At 71.1% G+C, this 17,608-nt stretch carries 13 protein-coding genes; 3 read left to right on the top strand and 10 right to left on the bottom strand.

Features of this window, described 5'->3' with window-relative positions; translation table 11 throughout:
• Positions 1 to 39: 39 nt before the first annotated feature.
• Positions 40 to 1,458 (bottom strand): pyridoxal phosphate-dependent decarboxylase family protein, encoded by a 1,419-nt coding sequence (locus AWX74_RS33115; protein WP_091284732.1) that lies wholly within the window; start codon positions 1,456 to 1,458, stop codon positions 40 to 42.
• 592 nt (positions 1,459 to 2,050) lie between these two features.
• Here AWX74_RS33115 and AWX74_RS33110 point away from each other — a divergent pair.
• Entirely contained in the window at positions 2,051 to 3,124 is a 1,074-nt protein-coding gene (locus AWX74_RS33110) for a TIGR03617 family F420-dependent LLM class oxidoreductase (protein ID WP_091284731.1), read from the top strand.
• Positions 3,125 to 3,131: 7 nt separating this feature from the next.
• Here AWX74_RS33110 and AWX74_RS33105 read toward each other — a convergent pair whose 3' ends face one another.
• From AWX74_RS33105 to AWX74_RS33090, 4 genes are all read right to left on the bottom strand, one after another.
• The gene (locus tag AWX74_RS33105; protein ID WP_091284825.1) at positions 3,132 to 4,319 is read right to left on the bottom strand and encodes a cytochrome P450; all 1,188 of its coding nucleotides are present in this window, start codon (positions 4,317 to 4,319) and stop codon (positions 3,132 to 3,134) included.
• 358 nt (positions 4,320 to 4,677) lie between these two features.
• The gene (locus AWX74_RS33100) at positions 4,678 to 4,866 is read right to left on the bottom strand and encodes a ferredoxin (RefSeq protein ID WP_054568275.1); all 189 of its coding nucleotides are present in this window, start codon (positions 4,864 to 4,866) and stop codon (positions 4,678 to 4,680) included.
• Positions 4,867 to 5,057: 191 nt separating this feature from the next.
• Complete coding sequence (locus tag AWX74_RS33095; protein WP_091284729.1) at positions 5,058 to 6,686, bottom strand: FadR/GntR family transcriptional regulator; 1,629 nt, start codon at positions 6,684 to 6,686, stop codon at positions 5,058 to 5,060.
• A 229-nt stretch (positions 6,687 to 6,915) separates the two neighbouring features.
• A complete protein-coding gene (locus tag AWX74_RS33090) occupies positions 6,916 to 7,575 on the bottom strand; it encodes an enoyl-CoA hydratase-related protein (protein WP_054568277.1) in 660 nt (219 codons plus the stop codon).
• Between the two features lie 643 nt (positions 7,576 to 8,218).
• Here AWX74_RS33090 and AWX74_RS33085 point away from each other — a divergent pair.
• On the top strand, positions 8,219 to 9,103 hold the full coding sequence (locus AWX74_RS33085; RefSeq protein ID WP_091284727.1) for a universal stress protein: 885 nt from the start codon (positions 8,219 to 8,221) through the stop codon (positions 9,101 to 9,103).
• A 62-nt stretch (positions 9,104 to 9,165) separates the two neighbouring features.
• On the opposite strand, the gene AWX74_RS33080 is transcribed toward AWX74_RS33085, so the two are convergent.
• From AWX74_RS33080 to AWX74_RS33060, 5 genes are all read right to left on the bottom strand, one after another.
• Entirely contained in the window at positions 9,166 to 10,473 is a 1,308-nt protein-coding gene (locus tag AWX74_RS33080) for an FG-GAP repeat domain-containing protein (RefSeq protein WP_165615895.1), read from the bottom strand.
• A gap of 160 nt (positions 10,474 to 10,633) precedes the next feature.
• On the bottom strand, positions 10,634 to 11,464 hold the full coding sequence (gene ppk2 / locus AWX74_RS33075; protein ID WP_091284723.1) for a polyphosphate kinase 2: 831 nt from the start codon (positions 11,462 to 11,464) through the stop codon (positions 10,634 to 10,636).
• A gap of 110 nt (positions 11,465 to 11,574) precedes the next feature.
• On the bottom strand, positions 11,575 to 12,498 hold the full coding sequence (locus tag AWX74_RS33070) for a universal stress protein (protein ID WP_091284720.1): 924 nt from the start codon (positions 12,496 to 12,498) through the stop codon (positions 11,575 to 11,577).
• A 508-nt stretch (positions 12,499 to 13,006) separates the two neighbouring features.
• A complete protein-coding gene (locus AWX74_RS33065; protein ID WP_091284823.1) occupies positions 13,007 to 14,860 on the bottom strand; it encodes a GAF domain-containing protein in 1,854 nt (617 codons plus the stop codon).
• Between the two features lie 199 nt (positions 14,861 to 15,059).
• Positions 15,060 to 16,646, bottom strand: coding sequence for a bifunctional aminoglycoside phosphotransferase/ATP-binding protein (locus AWX74_RS33060; protein ID WP_091284718.1), 1,587 nt, complete (start codon positions 16,644 to 16,646; stop codon positions 15,060 to 15,062).
• 339 nt (positions 16,647 to 16,985) lie between these two features.
• On the opposite strand from AWX74_RS33060, the gene AWX74_RS33055 reads away from it, so the two are divergent.
• The coding region (locus AWX74_RS33055; RefSeq protein WP_207550474.1) for a response regulator at positions 16,986 to 17,608 on the top strand (623 nt) is incomplete at its 3' end.

Genomic DNA, 17,608 nt, shown 5'->3' with positions numbered 1-17,608 from the left:
GGATCTGCCACACGTGCGGGAGCCACCGGCCGGTGGCCTTCATCGGCCGTCGGACATCGTGGCGAGAATCCGGTCGATGTCGTCCGGGGTCGTGCGGGGATTGACGATCGCGAATCGGGTCACGGTCTCCTCGTTGTGGACGGTGGGGGTGACGAAGCCCAGCCCGCTGCCGAGCAGCCACGTCGTCCAGCGGTGGTAGTCCTCCGCGGACCATCCCAGCCGACGCAGCACGACGACCGAAAGCTCCGGCTCGCGCACCAGCTCCACATAGGGCAGCTCCCGGATGCGGTCCGCCGCCGCCCGGGCGGTCGCGAGGCAGCCCTCCACGGCCCGGCTGTAGGCACGGGTGCCGTAGGTGGCCAGCGAGAACCAGAACGGCAGGCCGCGTACCCGCCGGGAGAGCCCGATCTGGTAGTCGGACGGGTTCCATGGGCTGTCGCGGTCGAGGACCTCCAGGTAGCCCGCCTGTTGGGCGTGGGCGGCCCGTGCCTCGGCCGGGTCGCGGTAGACCAGCGCGCACGCGTCGAACGGGGCGAACAGCCATTTGTGCGGGTCGACGATGAACGAGTCGGCGTCGCCGACGCCGTCGAAGAGATGGCGGGTCGAGGGGGCGGCGGCGCCCGCGAGGCCGTAGGCGCCGTCCACATGCACCCACAGGTCGTGTGGACGGGCAGCGTCGACGATCCCGCGGATGTCGTCGACGACGCCGAACTGGGTGCTGCCCGCGGTGGCGACGACGGCGAACACCCCGGAGTCGCCGCCGGTCCCGGTGGCTGCGCCCCGGCTGCCCGGCGGGCCCGGGCCCCGGGTGCCCAGCGCACCGAGGGCCGCCGCGACCGCCTGGCCGGTCAGCCGTCCGTCGCCGTCGGCCGCGACGAAGACCGGGTCGACGTCCATCACCTCGGCGGCCTGCCGCAGGGACGAGTGCGCCTCGGATCCGCACAGGAAGCTCCAGCGGGCCGGCGCGGGCAGGCCCCGGGCGGCGCGCCGGGCCCGCGCCGTGTGCCGCGCGGCGACCAGCGCCGAGAGGTTGCCGATGGTGCCGCCCTGCACGAACGCGCCGCCCGCCTCCGCCGGAAATCCGACCAGGTCGGACAGCCAGCGCAGCGCCTCGTTCTCGGCGTGGACCGCTCCGGCGCCTTCCAGCCAGCTCCCGCCGTAGATGGACGAGGCGCCGACCACCAGATCGAACAGAATCGAGGCGCGCGTCGGCGCGGCGGGGATGAAGGCAAGATTGCGTGGATGGTCGGCCGAAATGCAGGCCCGGGACAGAACCTCGTCAAACACCCGCAGCGCCGCCGGCCCGCCGATGCCGTCCGGGGTAACCGTCGGCCCGGCCCGTACCGCCAGTTCGGTGGGTGTGGCGCTCCCGTCCAGGGGTACCGGGTCGAGGCTCATCCGCGTCCGCGCGAGATCCACAACCGCCTGTTCGAGGCCAGGAGTGAGCGCTTCGAACATCGGGGAAGGGGAATCGGGCTGGCGCACCCGGCGAAGTCTAGGTGCAGCCCCGGTCATGCCGAAGAGATCAAGCGGTGGGCCCGGCTGCGAGTCCCCGCCGGCAGGCGTTTACCTGCCGCGCTGGCGCCGCACCAGGAATCCGCCACCGACAAGGGCGAGGATCGCGACGATCAGACCTGCGCGCTTCATGCGAAACCTCCACGATGAGGGCTTGGTGATCGCCGGCTCCCAGCCGGCGATCACCGCGTTCAGCCGCCAACATACCGAACGCGGAGGCCACACTCGACACGCCGCGCGGAAGTGAAGAAGTGTTGTCCCGGAACGGGCTTTGTTGCGTGGCCCTGCACCGTTCCACGATGAGATCTCCACTCCGACGACCACAGGTCGACGGCCACCGCAACCGAAGCCGTCGGTGACCGGTTCAGGAACCCCGCGCGCTGGGCCGGTCGGATGCCCCGGGCTGGGCCGACTGTTACGTTTTCTCCACCGTCGACTCCGGGCGACCGCCAGGCACCGACGGGCCGCCGGATGCTCTGACCTGCGCCGGCGGCAGGTTCGGGATGTGTCGTGGCGGCGTTGAAGGGGGCGGCGAGTGAAGGTCGACGGCACTCTCGGTGGGCTGGCGGACGCCGTGGCGCGGGCCGGTTCCGCCGAGGACGCGGGCTATGACGGAATCTGGGCCGGCGAGGTCAACCAGGACCCTTTTCTGCCGCTCACCCTCGCCGCCCAGACGACGTCCAGGGTGGAGCTGGGAACGTCGATCACGGTCGCCCTGGCGCGTTCTCCAATGTCACTCGCCTATACCGCGAACGATCTGCACCGCTTTTCCGGCGGGCGGCTGCGGCTTGGCCTCGGCTCGCAGGTGCGGGCGCACATCACCCGGCGCTTCTCCATGCCCTGGGGGCGGCCCGCGCCGCAGATGCGGGAATTCGTCCTGGCTATGCGGGCGATCTGGTCGTGCTGGGCCGACGGCACTGGGCTCAGGTTCGAAGGTGAGTACTACCGGCACACGCTGATGCCGCCGGCCTTCGTGTCACCACCGCACCCGTTCGGGCCGCCGCCGGTTTTCCTCGCCGGGGTCGGGGATGCCATGACCCAGGTCGCCGGTGAAGTGGCGGACGGATTTCTGTGCCACTGGTTCACCAGCCCACGGTGGATCCGCGAGCACACGATTCCGGCGCTGGAGCGGGGTCGCCAGCTCACCGGCCGCACACTCGACGGGTTCGAGATCGTCGCGGGCGGCTTCGTGGCGACCGGAACCGACCAGGAGATAACCGAGGGCGTGCAGAGAATGCGCTCCCAGATCGCCTTCTACGGGTCGACGCCGGCCTACCGGCCGTTGATGGAGCTGCACGGCTGGGGTGACCTCGGTACCGAGCTCACCGTGCTCTCGAAGCAGAACCGATGGGTGGAGATGGCCGGGCTGATCGACGACCAGGTCGTCGACGCGTTTGGCCTGGTGACCACGCCCGAGGAGCTTCCCCGCCGGCTGGCCGAACGTCTGGGCGGGCTGGTGACCAGGGTGGCCTTCACTCCGCCGGCATCCTTCGGCCCGGAGCGGGTGCGGGAGACGCTCGACGCGATCCGCGCTGTCACGCCCTACTCCCCCGCACCCGGCCCGGCGCCCGAAGCCGCAGCCGAGCCCGAAGCCGCAGCCGCCCGCTAGGCGGCGGTCAGACGATGACGGGCAGCTTCTCGTAGCCGCGCACGGTGCTGGTGTGCAGGCGCACCGCGCGGTCCCGGTCGACCTCCCAGCTCGGGAAGCGGCGCAGCGTCTCCTCCAGCGCGATCCGCCCCTCCATCCGGGCCAGCGCGGCGCCCAGGCAGAAGTGCGGACCGTGGCCGAACGAGACATGGCTGTCGAAGCGGCGCCGGACGTCGTAGCGGTCGGCGTCGGGGTACTTGCGTTCGTCCCGGCCCGCCGAGGCGGTGAGGAGCAGGATCCGCGACCGGGCCGGAATCTCGATGCCGTGCAGGACGACGTCCCGGGTGGTTGTGCGGCCCTGCACCGGCGACGGTGCCTCGTAGCGCAGCGTCTCCTCCACGGCGTTCGCCAGTCCGGACGGGTCGGCGGCGAGATCGGCGCGCTGGTCGGGATGCGACTCCAGCAGGTCGCAGGCCCAGCCGAGCAGCCGGGCGACGGTCTCCGTCCCGGCGGCGACGAGGAGGTTGGTGAAGTCGGTCGCCTCCGTGGTGGTCAGCCTACGGGTCCCCTCCGCCGTGGTGATCTCGGCCTGGGCGAGGCCGGTCATCATGTCGTCGCGCGGCTCCCGGCGCCGGGCCTCGATCTGCTCGGAGAAGTAGGTGTGCAGCTTGATCTGGGCGGCGAAGGAGATGTCGTTGATCATCCCCTTGCCGTCCTCGATGTGGAAGGTCTGGTCGATGGTCTGCCGGATCTCCTCCCGGTCCTCCGGGTTGACCCCGATCAGCTGGGAGATCACCATCGAGGGCAGCAGCGCGGCGAAGTCCTGCACATAGTCGAACCCACCGCCGCCGACCTGCCGGTCGAGGAGCTCCGCGCAGAGCTGGCGGATGTGGCCTTCCAGGGCGGCGACCCGCCGTGGGGTGAACGCACGGGAGACCAGCGCGCGCAGCAGGGTGTGCGCCGGCGGGTCCATGAAGATGATCTGCCCGGTGCTCAGTGGCTCCGGCCCCATGAGCTCGAGGACCGTGCCGTACGCCGAGCTGTAGGTCGCGGGATCGACGTGGGCCTCGTCGACGTCGGAGTGCCGCGAGAGGGCGTAGAAGTCCAGCTTGTCGTTGCGGTAGACCGGGGCCTCGTCCCGCATCCGCCGCCACACGGGGTAGGGGTCGACATCGACGATCTTGTCAAAGGGGTCCCAGTACAGGTCGTCCGTCACGGTCAGCCCTTCCCTCGCCATGCCCGCGCCTTCCAGCCCGAGCGGACAGCCAGTCCGGTCGCCGCGTCAGCACTCCCGCACCCGTCGGATGCCGACATGCGCCTGTGCGCTGATTCGTCAACCTCTCCTAGCAGATTGACGCGCACACCACTCGACGAGCAAGCAAATGCGACCGTCGGTCGCCTGATTGGGCATCTGGGCCAGCCAGCCGGCGCAACACCGGCCTGGCCGGCCTGGCCGGCCTGGCCGGCCTGACCTGCGTGACCGGCCGCCGGGCGGTCCAGAGTGACCGGCCGCCGGGCGGTCCGGGGTACAGAGGTCACCCGGCGCCGCCCGGCAGAGAAGTCAGCTGAGACGGTCAGCTGACCGTGATCGCGCGCTCCGGGCAGTTCTCCGCAGCCTCGCGAGCCTTGGCCTCATGAGCCGGGGGAACCTCCGGCACCGCCACTAAGCCATGGCCCTGCTCGTCAAGCTCGAACACCTCGGGGCAGATATCCCAACAGCGGGCGTGCCCCTGGCAGAGGTCGTGATCGATCGACACCTTCATGGCTGTATCTCCCATCTCGTTATGTCGTCATGTCGTTACCCAGCCGGCGCATGGCGTGGGCCGGCACGCCGCGTCGGCCAGTCGAACCAACTGAGCTTCTCCATCTCACAGTGCACTGTCACGCGACACCACCGGTCGGAGCCGACGACGGGAAGAGCTCAACTGAGCCCTTTCCGTCTCACGCCGCACGGTCACCGGACGACGCCAGTCGGAGCCGGCGACGGAAAGGGCTCGCTGGTCATCCGGCGCCGCGCGAGCTCGGACGATTCGATGAACGGCGCGTTGGTCTCCAGACACGCGGCCCAGGCCGCCCGGCTCCGGGCCGGGTCGCCCGCCACCAGCGCCGCGACCACCTCCTCGAACAGCCGGACGTTGTCCTGCGCGGTCGCCACCCAGATCTCGTCAACCCCGGTGGTGAGCGCCGCCCCGGTGCCGAGGCGCACCCACTGGAGGATCTCCGCGATCACGGTGAGCGCGGGATTACCGGTCGCGGTGAAGGCAAGCGCGCTGCCCCGGCCCCAGATGTCGGCGAACCGGGGCATGTCCCGGGTGCAGCTGCCCAGCTCGTCCCGCAGGGTGCACAGCGTGGCCAGTGACTCCTGGTCGATCCTCGACGCGGCGAGCTCCATCATCGCCGGCTCGATGACCGTCATCGCGCGGAAGAAGTCGGCGAGCGTCGTCTGCCGGGCCTCCAGCGCCGTTCCCGCCAGCTGGGCCGCGACCTTCGTCGAGGGATGACGGATCCGCGGGCCGGAACGGTCCCCCGTCCGCAGCTCGATCAGGCACTCGGTCTCCAGGATTCGCAACGCCTCCCGCAGCGTGGGACGGGAGATGCCGAACTCCTTGGCGAGGTCGGCCAGCGAGGACAGCCGGGCACCGTCGGCGAGACGGCCCTCGGCGATCCGCGCCCTGATCTCGGTCGCGACGGCCATGGCCATCCGCTGTGGTGGCCCGCTGCCCATCGAACCGCCGCCGCCCACCGAACCGCCGCTGCCCACCGAGCCGCTTTGGGCCCGCCACAGCGGGACGACGTCGATCACCTGCCGGCTGCGGCTGCGGCTCACCTGGAGTCGGCTGGTGCTGACCAGATAGTCGCTCCAGGCCTGGCTGGCGCGGGCACCGTCGCGAGCACGCACGGCCCGCAGCAGCTCGCCCTGGCTGGCGACGACGCGGCGGGCCGCCCGCTCGGCCGACGCCAGGTCGGGGGTACCGACCACGGCGTAGACCTGACCTGCGTAGATGTCGCGCAGCACGCCGGTGAACACCGCGATTGAACGGTTGCCGGCCAGGTCGGTGACGGCCTGGTCGAACGCCGCGACCGCGGTGGCGAAGGCGAGTGGATCACCTTCGGCCGCTCGGGTGTTCTCGTGCAGGGCCGCGACGTGGTCGAGCCCTTCCTGACCGCAGCGCAGCGCCAGCTGCTCGGCGGCATGCGGCTCGATGACCAGGCGGGCCTCTTCGAGATGGGCCAGCGTCGTGCGCCGCAGCTGCAGCAGCAGCGCCACGTACCGGCTGACCGCGGCCAGGCCGGGCCGGCGGATGACCGCGCCACCGCCCCGCCCGCGCCGGACCTCCAGCAGCGACTGCGACTCCAGGATCCGCAGTGCTTCGCGCAGCGTCTCCCGGGACACCTCGAAGGCCGCGGTGAGCTCGGCCTCGCGCGGCAGCTGCTGGTCCACGACGAGCTCGCCGCCGAGGATCTGGCGACGCAGGTCCGCCGCGAGGATCTGCGCGATCTTGAGGGGTGGCCGACGGGCCGACACCCGGAAAACGGCTGCTCGCTCGTCGTGGCCGCTGGCCACGCCCGCTTCGTCCGTCAAGAACGCTCGCCGCCCGTCAGCGACGCTGAAACCAAGACCAGCATCCGTTTCTCCTAAGCCTCCCGCATCCTCCCACGCCCCGTGACGCGCTGCGGAGGCTTGGAACCATGCCCGCCGGCAAGCGGTTCCCGGCCAGCGCCAAGCCCCGGACCGGCGCTGGAACCTGGGCCGCTGCTGGACTCTGGACCGGCGCTCGGCCGTGGACCGGCACTCAGCCGTGGACCGGCACTCAGCCGTGGCCATGTAGCGCGGCCACCACGGCCGCGTACATGCGGGCCTTGATCGTGCCCAGGGTGTCCCCGGCCTTGCCGGCCTGTGCCTCGGCGATCTCGACGGCCGTCGACCGCACCGCGTCCTCGTCCACTGCCTGGTCGACGATGCCGGCCGTGGCCGCGGCCGTCCCGCCGTAGCGACGGGCGGTGACCATCGCCTCGTGCGCCGTCTGCGGCGTCAACCGGGACTGGATGAGCGCGGACATGCCCTCGGTGAACGGAATGTGGATGTCGGCCTCGGGCAGGCACCAGAAGCCACGGTCGGCGCGCATCACCCGGAAGTCGTGCGCCAGCGAGAACATCGCGCCGGCGGCGAACACGTGGCCCTGGAGCGCGGCGACCGTGACCAGGGGCAGGGTCAGCATCCGCGCGAGGAGCCGGTGCACGGAGTCGACGTAGTCCTGGTGTTGCTCGGCGTGCGCGAACAGCCAGTCCAGATCAAGGCCGTTCGAGTAGAACCGGCCCGTCGCGGTGGTCACGAGCGCCCGGGGCCCGTCGGCCTTCTCCAGCTCGTCCAGGGCGGCGTTGACGGAGCTGATCCAGTCGGGATGGAACCGGTTCTCCCCGTCACCGAGATCGAGAACGGCGACGTCGCCGTGGCGCTCCAGAGTGGGCATGTGCGGTCCTCGGCCTTCCGTGCGGGGAGATCGTCAGAGCGGCGGAGCCGGCCGAGACACCCCCAGCCCGTTCGGCCCCACAATGCCGTTACATAAGAGTGCTGGATAGTGCCACTTACGAGCAGCGTATGTACTCGTCGCCGCATACCAGGGGAAGCGCGTCGAGGCCCATCACCCACCTCACCTCGCAGGCTGCTTCCAGGCAAAGCCTGAGGATCCTGGTTGCCAGCGCCAGCGAGCCCGTCAGGGAATCCCGAGCTTCGGGCTGCCGTCGCCACCGCCACCGCTGATGCCGCCGCCACCGCTGCCGCCGCTGCTGCCACGCAAGGAGTGAGGATTTTGGCTGCTAACACAACCGGGATCCTCACTTCTTGCGGACCGCCAGGCGACTCCGCGCCCCATTTGCCGCTATTAGCGCGAATTGCTGGCGCTGCACGGCGACGCGCGGCCATGGCCGTCAGCCCCGTAGGCCGAAGGACTGGATGCGGGGGTCGAAGGACTGCCACCGCGATCACCCTTCGTCGGTTTCCCCATCACGCCCCCACGTCGCAGGCTGGCACCAGCACCTTCCGGCCCGCCCGGACGGGTGCGCAGCGCACGCCGGATGGGGCAGCGCACGCAGGATGGATGGAGGAGGACCACGGTGAGCACCGAACACCGCCGCGAGATCCTGGTCGGCATCGACGGCTCCGATGGTTCGGCGGCCGCACTGCGCTGGGCCTACGAGACGGCCCAGATCGAGAAGCGGCCGGTCACCGCACTGCTGGGGTGGACCGCCGACGGTCTGCCACGGTCCGTCTACGAGGCCGCGGTCGCGGCGAACCACCACGCTCTCACCGAGGCGGCCACCGAACAGCTCGAGCGGACGATCGCCCGGATACCCGCCCCGGTCCCCCCGGTCGAGGTGCGAAAGCTCGTCGTGAACCAGGACCCGGTGGAAGCCCTCGTCTCGGCGGCCAAGAACGCCGAGATGACCGTGGTCGGGCAGCGCGGCGCCGGGCTGGTCCACCGCATCCTGGCCGGCTCCGTCGCCCACCGGCTCCTGCATCATTCGTCCGGCCCTGTCGTCGTGGTCCGCGGCACACCGCCGGACACCGGTAACGCACCCGACCGCAGGCCGATCATCGTCGGCGTCGACGGTTCCGAGCCGTCCCAGGCGGCGGTGCGCTGGGCCGCCGCGCGGGCGCAGGAGCGGGGTGTCGCCCTGCACCTCGTGAATGGCTACCGCATCGACATCACGACCTTCGGCGTGCCCGTGCCCGATTTCTACCCATCGCTGCGAACCGGGTCCGAGCAGCTCCTCAAGGACGTGGCAACGGCCGATCTCGATGACGAGAGCGCCGTCCAGGTCAGCCTGGAGGCCGTCGACGACTCCGCGTCACACGCGCTCCTGCAGGCCGCCGAGCAGGCCCAGCTGCTGGTCGTCGGTACGCGGGGGCGCGGCGGGTTCTCCGAGCTGGTGCTCGGCTCCACCGCGCACCAGTGCGTGCTGCACGCGGCCTGCCCGGTGGCGGTCATCCACGCCTGAGACGGGCGAGGGCGCCCTGTCCAAGGCGCCCCCGGCCGGATGCACACCCTGCCGGTGACGCCCTAGCACGAGTCCCGGACGTCGCCGGCAGCCCCGCCCCCACCCCCGCCGCCGCCGCCCGCGGCACCTGCGGCCACAGTCCCCAGCAGCACCGTCACCGTGCTGCCACGCCCGTTGGCAACGATCACATCGGAATGGCCGTCACCGCGAAGGTCGTCCACCTCCACCGTGGACGGGCCCGGGCCGGCGAGGTGGAGCAGTGGTGGTCCGAGGGTGCCGTCGCCGTTGCCGAGCAGGATCGACAGCGTCGAGTCCGAGGCGTTGCCGACCGCCACATCGGCGATGCCGTCGCCCGAGAAGTCACCCGTGTCCACCGCCGACGGCCCCGGGCCGGACAGGTACGGCCGCGCCGGCTGGAACGTGCCGTCACCGTTTCCCAGCAGCACCGACACCGTGCCGTCACCGGCATTGGCGACGATCAGATCCAGGTTGCCGGCGTCGCCGCCGCTGACCTTGCCTCTGCCTGTGCCGCCCCTGCCCTCGTCGTCGCCCTGGTCGTCGCCCGCGTCACGCAGGACGGCCGCCGCCAGATCCGTCGGGCCCGGGCCGGTGAGATACGGCCGCGGTGGCTGCAAGGTGCCGTCACCGTTGCCCAGCAGCACCGACACGGTGGCGTCGCCGAGGTTCACGACGGCGATGTCGGTGATCCCGTCCCCGTTGAAGTCACCGGAATCCAACGACGACGGCGCCGACCCGGCCAGCTGCGGCACCGGTGGGCCGAAAGTCCCGTCGCCCCGGCCCAGCAGCACCGACACCGTGCCGCTGTACTGGTCCGCGACGGCCACGTCAGGAATGCTGTCGCCGTTGAAATCGTCCACCGACAGCGAGGACGGACCGGGCCCGGCCGGGTAGGGCACCGGCAGGCCGAGGGTTCCGTCCCCGTTTCCCAGCAGCACCGAAACCAGGCCGCTGGACGAATCAGCGACGATCACATCGAGAACGCCGATGCCCCGCAGATCCTCGATCGACACGTCGGACGGACCGGACCCTGCCGGGTAGGGCACCGGCGGGCCGAAGGTTCCGTCCCCACGGCCCAGCAGCACCGACACCGTGCCGTCGGCGATGTTGACGGCGGCGAGGCTCTGCCGGCCATCACCGGTGAGGTCCCCCGCGGCCACCGACACCGGCCCGTGCCCGCTGAGGTAGTACTCCGGCAGCGCGAACAGCCCGCTGTGCGGCGTGCCTGGGGACGAGGCGGGCGGGTCGGGCTGGGCTGCCTGGGCCGGCGGGGCGGCACTGACCGGCGCCGCGAGCGTCGCCGTCATGACCAGCCCGGCGGCGGATCGCCGGCCCGCGGACCACAGTCTCATCCGTCCCCGCATCCCTACCTGTGCCGACGGGCCCGACACAGCCCCAGGGATGACACCCTTCGCATCCACTGATGCGCAGATAGTGACCGATGGCTTCGCCGAACAACCGCAGCGACACCCCGACGCCGCGCATGCCCCCTCGACGGCGGCTATCAGGGGATCAGTCGACGACGTACCGGCGCGGGACCCAGGTCTGGCTGTCGATCGGCGGGCGCTTGTAGGCACGCTGCTGGCGGTGCGGCAGCTTCACCTCGGGGTGGTGGACCGGCTCGTACGGGACCATCGACAGCAGATGGCTGATGAGGTTCAGCCGCGCGCTGCGCTTGTCGTCCGCGTCGACCACATACCAGGGCGCCTGCCGGATGTCCGTGTACGCGAACATCTCGTCCTTGGCCTCGGCGTAGTCGACCCAGTGGGCGCGGGCCTGCAGGTCGAGATCGGAGAGTTTCCACCGCTTCTCCGGATTCCGGATCCGGTCGGTGAAGCGGCGCTCCTGTTCCTCGTCGCTCAACGACAGCCAGTACTTGACCAGGGTGATTCCCGAACGGACCAACGCGCGTTCGAGCTGCGGGCAGGTCCGCAGGAACTCGTCGTATTCCTCGTCCGTACAGAAACCCATGACCCGTTCCACCCCGGCCCGGTTGTACCAGCTTCGATCGAAGAAGACGATCTCCCCGGCCGACGGCAGATGGGTGATGTAGCGCTGGAAGTACCACTGGGACCGTTCCCGCTCGGTCGGCGTGCCCAGGGCGACCACCCGGTAGTGCCGTGGGTTGAGCCGCTCGGTCAGCCGCTTGATGGTCCCGCCCTTGCCGGAGGTGTCCCGGCCCTCCATCACAACCACGAGGCGGCCGCCGGTGACGACGAGCCACTCCTGCATCCGCACCAGCTCGGTCTGCAGCCGGACGAGCTCCTTCTCGTACGCGGCCTTGGACAGCCGGGCAGGTGCGGTGTCGACGGCCTCCGGGGCCGCCTCCGGCCGGTCAGGCACAGTGCGCCTCCAGTTTCGGTGGACGTCCGCCGTCGGTGAGCCCTTCCGGCTACCGACAAGATCACACAGGGCGACCAAGACTTCCACCTGACGGACTCACGGTCCAGCGCTCAGCCTCCTGCGGCCTCGTCGTGAACGACGGCCACCGGGCATGCCGCGTGCAGCAGGCACTGATGGCTGACCGAACCGAGCAGCAGATCCGCGAAGCCGCCGTGGCCGCGGCGCCCGACGACGAGCAGCTGCGCGAGCTCCGCCTCGTGCAGCAGGGCGACGCTGGGCGCGTCCGGGGCGACAACGGTGTCGACCGCCACCTCCGCGGCGCTGGCAAGCCCCTTGCCCACCGTCTCCTCCAGCATCGCCTGGGCCCGTCGCAGCAGGTCCACCTGCCCGCTGATCATCAGCTCCGGGTACAGCGGATCCGTGCGGCCGAGCGCGAACACGACCCGCAGGGGCGCCCGCCGCAGGGCCGCTGCCTGGGCGGCCCAGCGCAGCGCGCCCACGGAGTTCCCCGAACCGTCGACGCCGACCACGACCGGCCTGCGCTGGCTGTCGGGCCGCTCGCTGTCAGGGCGCTGGCCGTTCGGACGCTGGCCGTTCGGACGCTGCGTGGTTCGTCCCCTGACGACGACCACGGGGACCTGGACGTGGTTGACGACGGTCTGCGCCACCGAGCCCGCCAGGACCCGGGTGATGGGCCCGTGGCCGTGCGATCCGACGACGATCATCTCGGCGCCTGGTGCGTTCTCCTCCAGCGCGACCGCGGGTGCCGCCTCGACCAGCATCGGATGCACCTCGACGCCATTGGCGTCGGCGCGTTCGATGGCCTGGTCCAGCGCCGCGACGGCCGAGGCCTCGAGCTCGGCGTGGTCGGCCCGGCCGGCCCGGCGGTGCAGCTCCCGCGGTAATCCGTCCGTGCCCCAGGCCAGCAGTGCGGTCACCGGCCGGCGGCGCAGCCGCGCCTCACGGAAAGCCCAGCGCAGAGCTTCTTCGGAGCCGGTGGATCCGTCCACACCGACAAGAATTGTTCTGTCCATTTCCGGCCACCTTTTTGTTGCTGAGGCGAAATTGACAGTTCAAATTTCGCATCATGGCCGGAACGGCGCATCTGTCGTCGGACTGCCCGTGTGCGGTTCGTCGGACATGCCGGTAGCGGGACCATGGTCCCGGCGCGCCCGCACCTGATCGGACAGGAAGGACGCGTCAGATGGCCGTCGCCCTCCCACGCCGGCGGCCCACCAGCGGCGGACCCCACCAGCGGCGGACCCCACCAGCGGCGGACCCCACCCAGTGGCCGATCTCGCTGGTGACCCGTGTCCACCCACCGCAGGGCCGGGCCGGCGGGGATTCCGCGCCGCCACACAGCGCCGGCAATTCATGCCAATTGCGGCAAACAGGGCGGCAGAGTCGCTTGATAATCCGCAAGAAGTGCGAATTTCGGCGGTTGCAGCAGCCAGAATCCTCATTTCTTGCTCAGGAGCAGTGGCGGCAGCTGAAGTCGGAGGGGCGGCGGATCATGATCCATCCCGGCGCCGGCGTCGGCGGCTAAAGCGGAGCCGTCCAGCGCAGATGGGTTCCACCGGCGGGCGGTGTCGCCACGGCGAAGGTGCCACCCAGGTTCTCGGCCCGGGCCCGCAGGTTGTCCAGACCGCTGCGGCGGACGGTGTCACCGATGCCGACGCCGTCATCGACGGCGTCGAGGGTGACGTTCCCCCCGTCCACGGCGAGCCGCAGCTCCACCCTGGTCGCGTGGGCGTGGCGCGCCACGTTGGTAAGGGCCTCCCGCGCCACGGCGAGCAGCTGGTCGGTGAGCTGGTCGTCGACGACGGTGTCCAGCGGGCCGGCGAGGGCCACGGTCGGCGCGAACCCGAGCGCCGGCCGGACATCCTCCGCGATCTTGTCAAGAGCGGCCTGGAGGCGGTCGCGCCGGACGGCACTCCTGCCTCGCAGCTCGAAAATGGTGCGACGGATGTCCTTGATGGTGGCGTCGATGTCCTCGACGTACCCGTTGATCCGTTTCGCGTTCGACGGATTCTCGTACTGGGCGAGATCCTGCATTCCGAGCGCGACGGCGAACATGCGCTGGATGACGTGATCGTGCAGGTCCCGGGCGATTCGGCCGCGGTCGGCGAGAACGCGAAGATGCTCCTGATCCATCTTGGCGCGGGCCAGTTCGAGCGCGACGGCGACGTGCCCGGCGAAACTGGAGGCCATGTCCAGGTCACTGTCCGTGAATCCGTGGTCTCCGCGGTCGCGGCCGATGAGCAGCGCCCCGCCGCACTGGTCGGTGCCGGCGACGAGCGGGACGACCATGAGCGGCCCGGTGCTCGCGGCGCGCTCCTCGGGAAGCGCGTCGAGCTCCGCGTCATCGACCCGCAGCGCCTGCCGCTCGGCGATGACACGGCCGGTCAGGGTCCGTCCCAGCGGGACGAGGTGACCGACCTTCGCGCCCTGCGCCGCGCCCGCGCCCGCGGAATCCGGGGCCACGGAATCCGAGACCCCGGAGCCTGAGATCACCGAGCCCGAGACCACCGAGCCCGAGACCACGGCGGCGACCCGGGCGTAGCCGGCCGCGCCCTTTTCGTGATCACTCTCACCCTTTTTACGGATTTCGCCCTGATCGCCGCGCCCACCCCGGCCGTCCCGGTCATCCCGGTTGTCCTGGTCGTCCGTATCCGCATCGGAGTGCAGCACGAGCGCGACGAAGGTGGCGTCGGCGACGACCTGCACCCGGGCGGCGAGCGCGGTGAGCGCGTCGTCGGCGCCGGCCATCAGCAGGCGCGTGACCTCCGCGGAGGCGGCCATCCAGCGGTGCCGCTGCTGCGACTCGTGGTAGAGCCGGGCGTTCGCGATCGCCACACCGGCGTTCGCGGCGAGCGCGAGCGCGAGCTCCTCGTCCTCAGCGGTGAACGGAACACCGTCATGTTTGTCGGTCAGGTACAGATTGCCGAAGACCTCCCCTCGCACCATGATCGGTACGCCGAGGAAGGACCTCATCGGTGGATGGCCCGGCGGAAAGCCCTGCGAGCCCGGGTCCCGGGAGATGTCGGCGACGCGCCGCGGGCGCGGGTCGTCGATGAGCAGGCCCAGCAGGCCGTGCCCGGAGGGCAGGTCCCCGATCGTGCGCACCTCGGACTCGTCCAGGCCGACGTGGACGAACTCCTCCAGCGTTCGGTCCGGCGCGACGACACCGAGGGCACCATAGCGGGCGCCGAGCAGGACGGTGGCGGCCTCGACGATGCTGCGCAGCAGCACAGGCAGCCGCAGGTCGGTGACGATGGCCCGGTTGGCCTGGAGCAGACCACGCAGCCGGCTCTGGGTGGCCAGCACATCCTGGGCACGTTCGACGAGCTGGCTGAGCAGGTCGTCGAGCTCCAGCCTGGCCACCGTGGGGAACATCAGCCCGTCACCCGGCGGCATCGCCGGCTGTGCGGCCACGGGCTGCGCGCCTGGGGCGGCCACGGGCCGCGCGCCGGCGGGCCCTGGAGCCGAGGGGCGCGCGCCCGGGGGCTGGGAGGCTGAGGACTGGGATCTCGCCGCCACGCGAGGAAGATACGCGAGACCACGCCCGGATGATGCCGATTCCCCGGCCACCGGCTCATCCCGCGGCACGCCGCGCCGCTCGAAGCAGGGCGTCGGGCCCGGCGCCCTGGGGCAGGGTCGTCGCCTCCGGCCAGGGATCCGGATGTTCCGAGCTGGCCGCGGCCATCCTGCGCACCGGTCCGGGCGTCCGCTCCCACCGCAGGCCACCCCCCGCGGAGCTGCCGGACCCGCCGCGCGCCGTTCTGAGCTGGACGAGGTCGGCGGCGGTCACCCGCGCGAGCTCGGCAGCGCGGTCACGGTCGGCGCGGCGCTCCCAGGCCGCGTCGATGACCACGCTCTCACCGCGTTCGAGTGCGACGCGTGCCCGCCGAAACAGCTCGTCGTAGCCGGCCTCCACATCGGTCGCGTCACGGCCGGCGGCGTCACGGCCGGCGGCCTCGGCGCCGGTGGGATCAGTGCCGGCGAGATCGTAGCCGGGCCCGTGGACCAGACCGATGTCCTCCGCACGCAGCAGCGTCCATTCCTCGGCGTCGGCGAGGCCGGCGGCCAGCGCACCGCGGCCCGACCCGGGCACGCCGCCGACCAGGACGAGCCGCACCCGCCCCTGACGCAGATGTGACAGGGCCAGCGCCGCCAGTGCCCGCGCCTCGGCGGCGGCGGACTCCACGCCCTGCGCGTATCTGGTGCAGGCGACCTTGCAACGGACGAACGCCCGGTAGGCGATGTAGAGGTCGGCCAGCGAGCGGGGATGGCTCTCGGCCGCGTACTGGCGATAGTGGGCCAGGAGGAACGCGGCGAGATCGGGGCGGCCGAGACTCTCCAGGTCCATCGCCAGGAACCCGATGTCACCGAGGACGTCACCGACGCGCAGCCGCTGATCGAACTCCAGGCAGTCCAGGATGCGGGGTCCGTCCTCAAGGCAGTAGATGTCACCGGCGAGCAGGTCACCGTGCCCGTCGCGGACCAGCCCGAGGCGCTGCCGTTCCCGCAGCAGGGGCTCCCGGCCGGCCAGGAAACGGGCGGCCAGCCGACCGATGGCGTCAACGGTGGCGCCGTCGAGGACGGTGCCCAGGTAGGGCTCGACGCCCCGCAGGCCCTCCTCCCACAGCCCGCCCAGCGTGGCGGACGAACCGGCGTCCGCGATCTCGGCGGAGGTCTCGCAACGGGTGTGGAACGCCGCGAGCAGACGGGCTGTCGCCCGCAGTTCGTCAGTGACATCGACACCGGCGGTGACGAGCGTGGACAGCCTCCGGTCGGCGGGCAGGCGCCGCATGACGACCATGTGGTCGCAGAGGGCACCGTCCGGGCCCTGGACGTCCGCGACACCGAGGTAGACATCCGGAGCGAGGCGGCGGTTGAGGTCCACCTCGGCCTGGCAGGCGGCCAGGCGTGCCTGGCGGGTGCGGAAGTCGAGAAACCCGAGATCGGCTGACTTCTTGACCTTGTAGACCCGGTCCCCGAGAAAGATCAGGATGGATGTGTGCGTCTCGACCAGCGCGGCCGGTGCGGCCGCTGCTCCCGGCATGCTCGGCGCGGTCGGCGCGGTCGGTGTGCCCGGCGCGGTCGTTGCGTCGCGGACGGGGCGCGAGCTCTCCGCGCTCACCGGAAGGCCGGCCGTGAGGGTCGCTGTCGCCACATCCATACGTCCACCCTGACGGCAGCACCCTCGCCGCGCAGGTTGCCGGAGTCGGGCAGGCTGCGTTCGAAGGTCCCGCGACCGGCGGGACCTTCGGGCCCACCGGCCGTTTCCCGGACCTGCCGCCCGCCGCGCCGCTGCCCGCGGCCGGAGGTTCCGGCACCCCCGTCCGGGTGACGTTGCGCCGACCATCGCCCGCCAAAGGTCCCTTTGCCGCACCTTTGCCCGACTACCCCGCAGGACGTACGCTTCCCGGCGCGGGCGGGTACGGAAACCGCCGGCATCACCCGTTCAGGCGATCCAGGTCGATTGGCGAGGCGGTCCGGAGACCGTATCGTCGCGGTCATGGAGAAGATCCGGGTGTTCGTTCTCGATGACCACGAGATCGTGCGGAATGGTCTGCGTCAGACGCTCGCCCGGCATGACGATATCGAGGTCGTCGGTGAGGCCGGGCTGGCGGCGGAGGCGCTGCGGCGTATTCCGGCGTTGCATCCGCATGTGGCGGTGCTGGACGGGCGGTTGCCTGATGGCAGTGGCATCGATGTGTGTCGGGAGATCCGGTCGGCGTTGCCGGGGGTGGCGTGTCTGATTCTGACGTCGTATGACGATGACGAGGCGCTGTTCTCCGCGATCATGGCTGGTGCGGCGGGGTATGTGCTGAAGGAGATCCGGGGCAACGATCTGGTGGGTGCGATCCGGACGGTGGCGTCGGGTCAGTCGTTGCTGGCTCCGTCGGTGACGCGTCGGGTGTTGGAGCGGCTGCGGGACGGGCCGCATGAGGATCCGGCGATGGCGACGCTGAACCAGCGGGAGCGGGAGATCCTGCAGCTGATCGCGGACGGGTTGACGAACCGGCAGATCGGTACCCGGCTGGGGCTGTCGGAGAAGACCGTGAAGAACTACGTGTCGAGCATTCTGGAGAAGCTGGGCCTGGCCAGCCGCACGCAGGCGGCGGTCTACCTGATGAA

The sequence above is a fragment of the Parafrankia irregularis genome (assembly GCF_001536285.1).
Taxonomy (GTDB): Bacteria; Actinomycetota; Actinomycetes; order Frankiales; family Frankiaceae; genus Parafrankia; species Parafrankia irregularis.
The sequence above is the reverse complement of the archived record's forward strand: the minus strand, read 5'-3'. Positions and strand labels throughout refer to the sequence as shown.

Excerpts from the sequence above, each read along its gene's own strand:
- AWX74_RS33115 (WP_091284732.1), bottom strand. The coding sequence starts at position 1,458 with ATGTTCGAAGCGCTCACTCCTGGCCTCGAACAGGCGGTTGTGGATCTC.
- AWX74_RS33100 (WP_054568275.1), bottom strand. The coding sequence starts at position 4,866 with ATGAAGGTGTCGATCGATCACGACCTCTGCCAGGGGCACGCCCGCTGT.
- AWX74_RS33090 (WP_054568277.1), bottom strand. The coding sequence starts at position 7,575 with ATGCCCACTCTGGAGCGCCACGGCGACGTCGCCGTTCTCGATCTCGGT.
- AWX74_RS33080 (WP_165615895.1), bottom strand. The coding sequence starts at position 10,473 with ATGAGACTGTGGTCCGCGGGCCGGCGATCCGCCGCCGGGCTGGTCATG.
- AWX74_RS33070 (WP_091284720.1), bottom strand. The coding sequence starts at position 12,498 with ATGGACAGAACAATTCTTGTCGGTGTGGACGGATCCACCGGCTCCGAA.
- AWX74_RS33065 (WP_091284823.1), bottom strand. The coding sequence starts at position 14,860 with ATGTTCCCCACGGTGGCCAGGCTGGAGCTCGACGACCTGCTCAGCCAG.
- AWX74_RS33060 (WP_091284718.1), bottom strand. The coding sequence starts at position 16,646 with ATGGATGTGGCGACAGCGACCCTCACGGCCGGCCTTCCGGTGAGCGCG.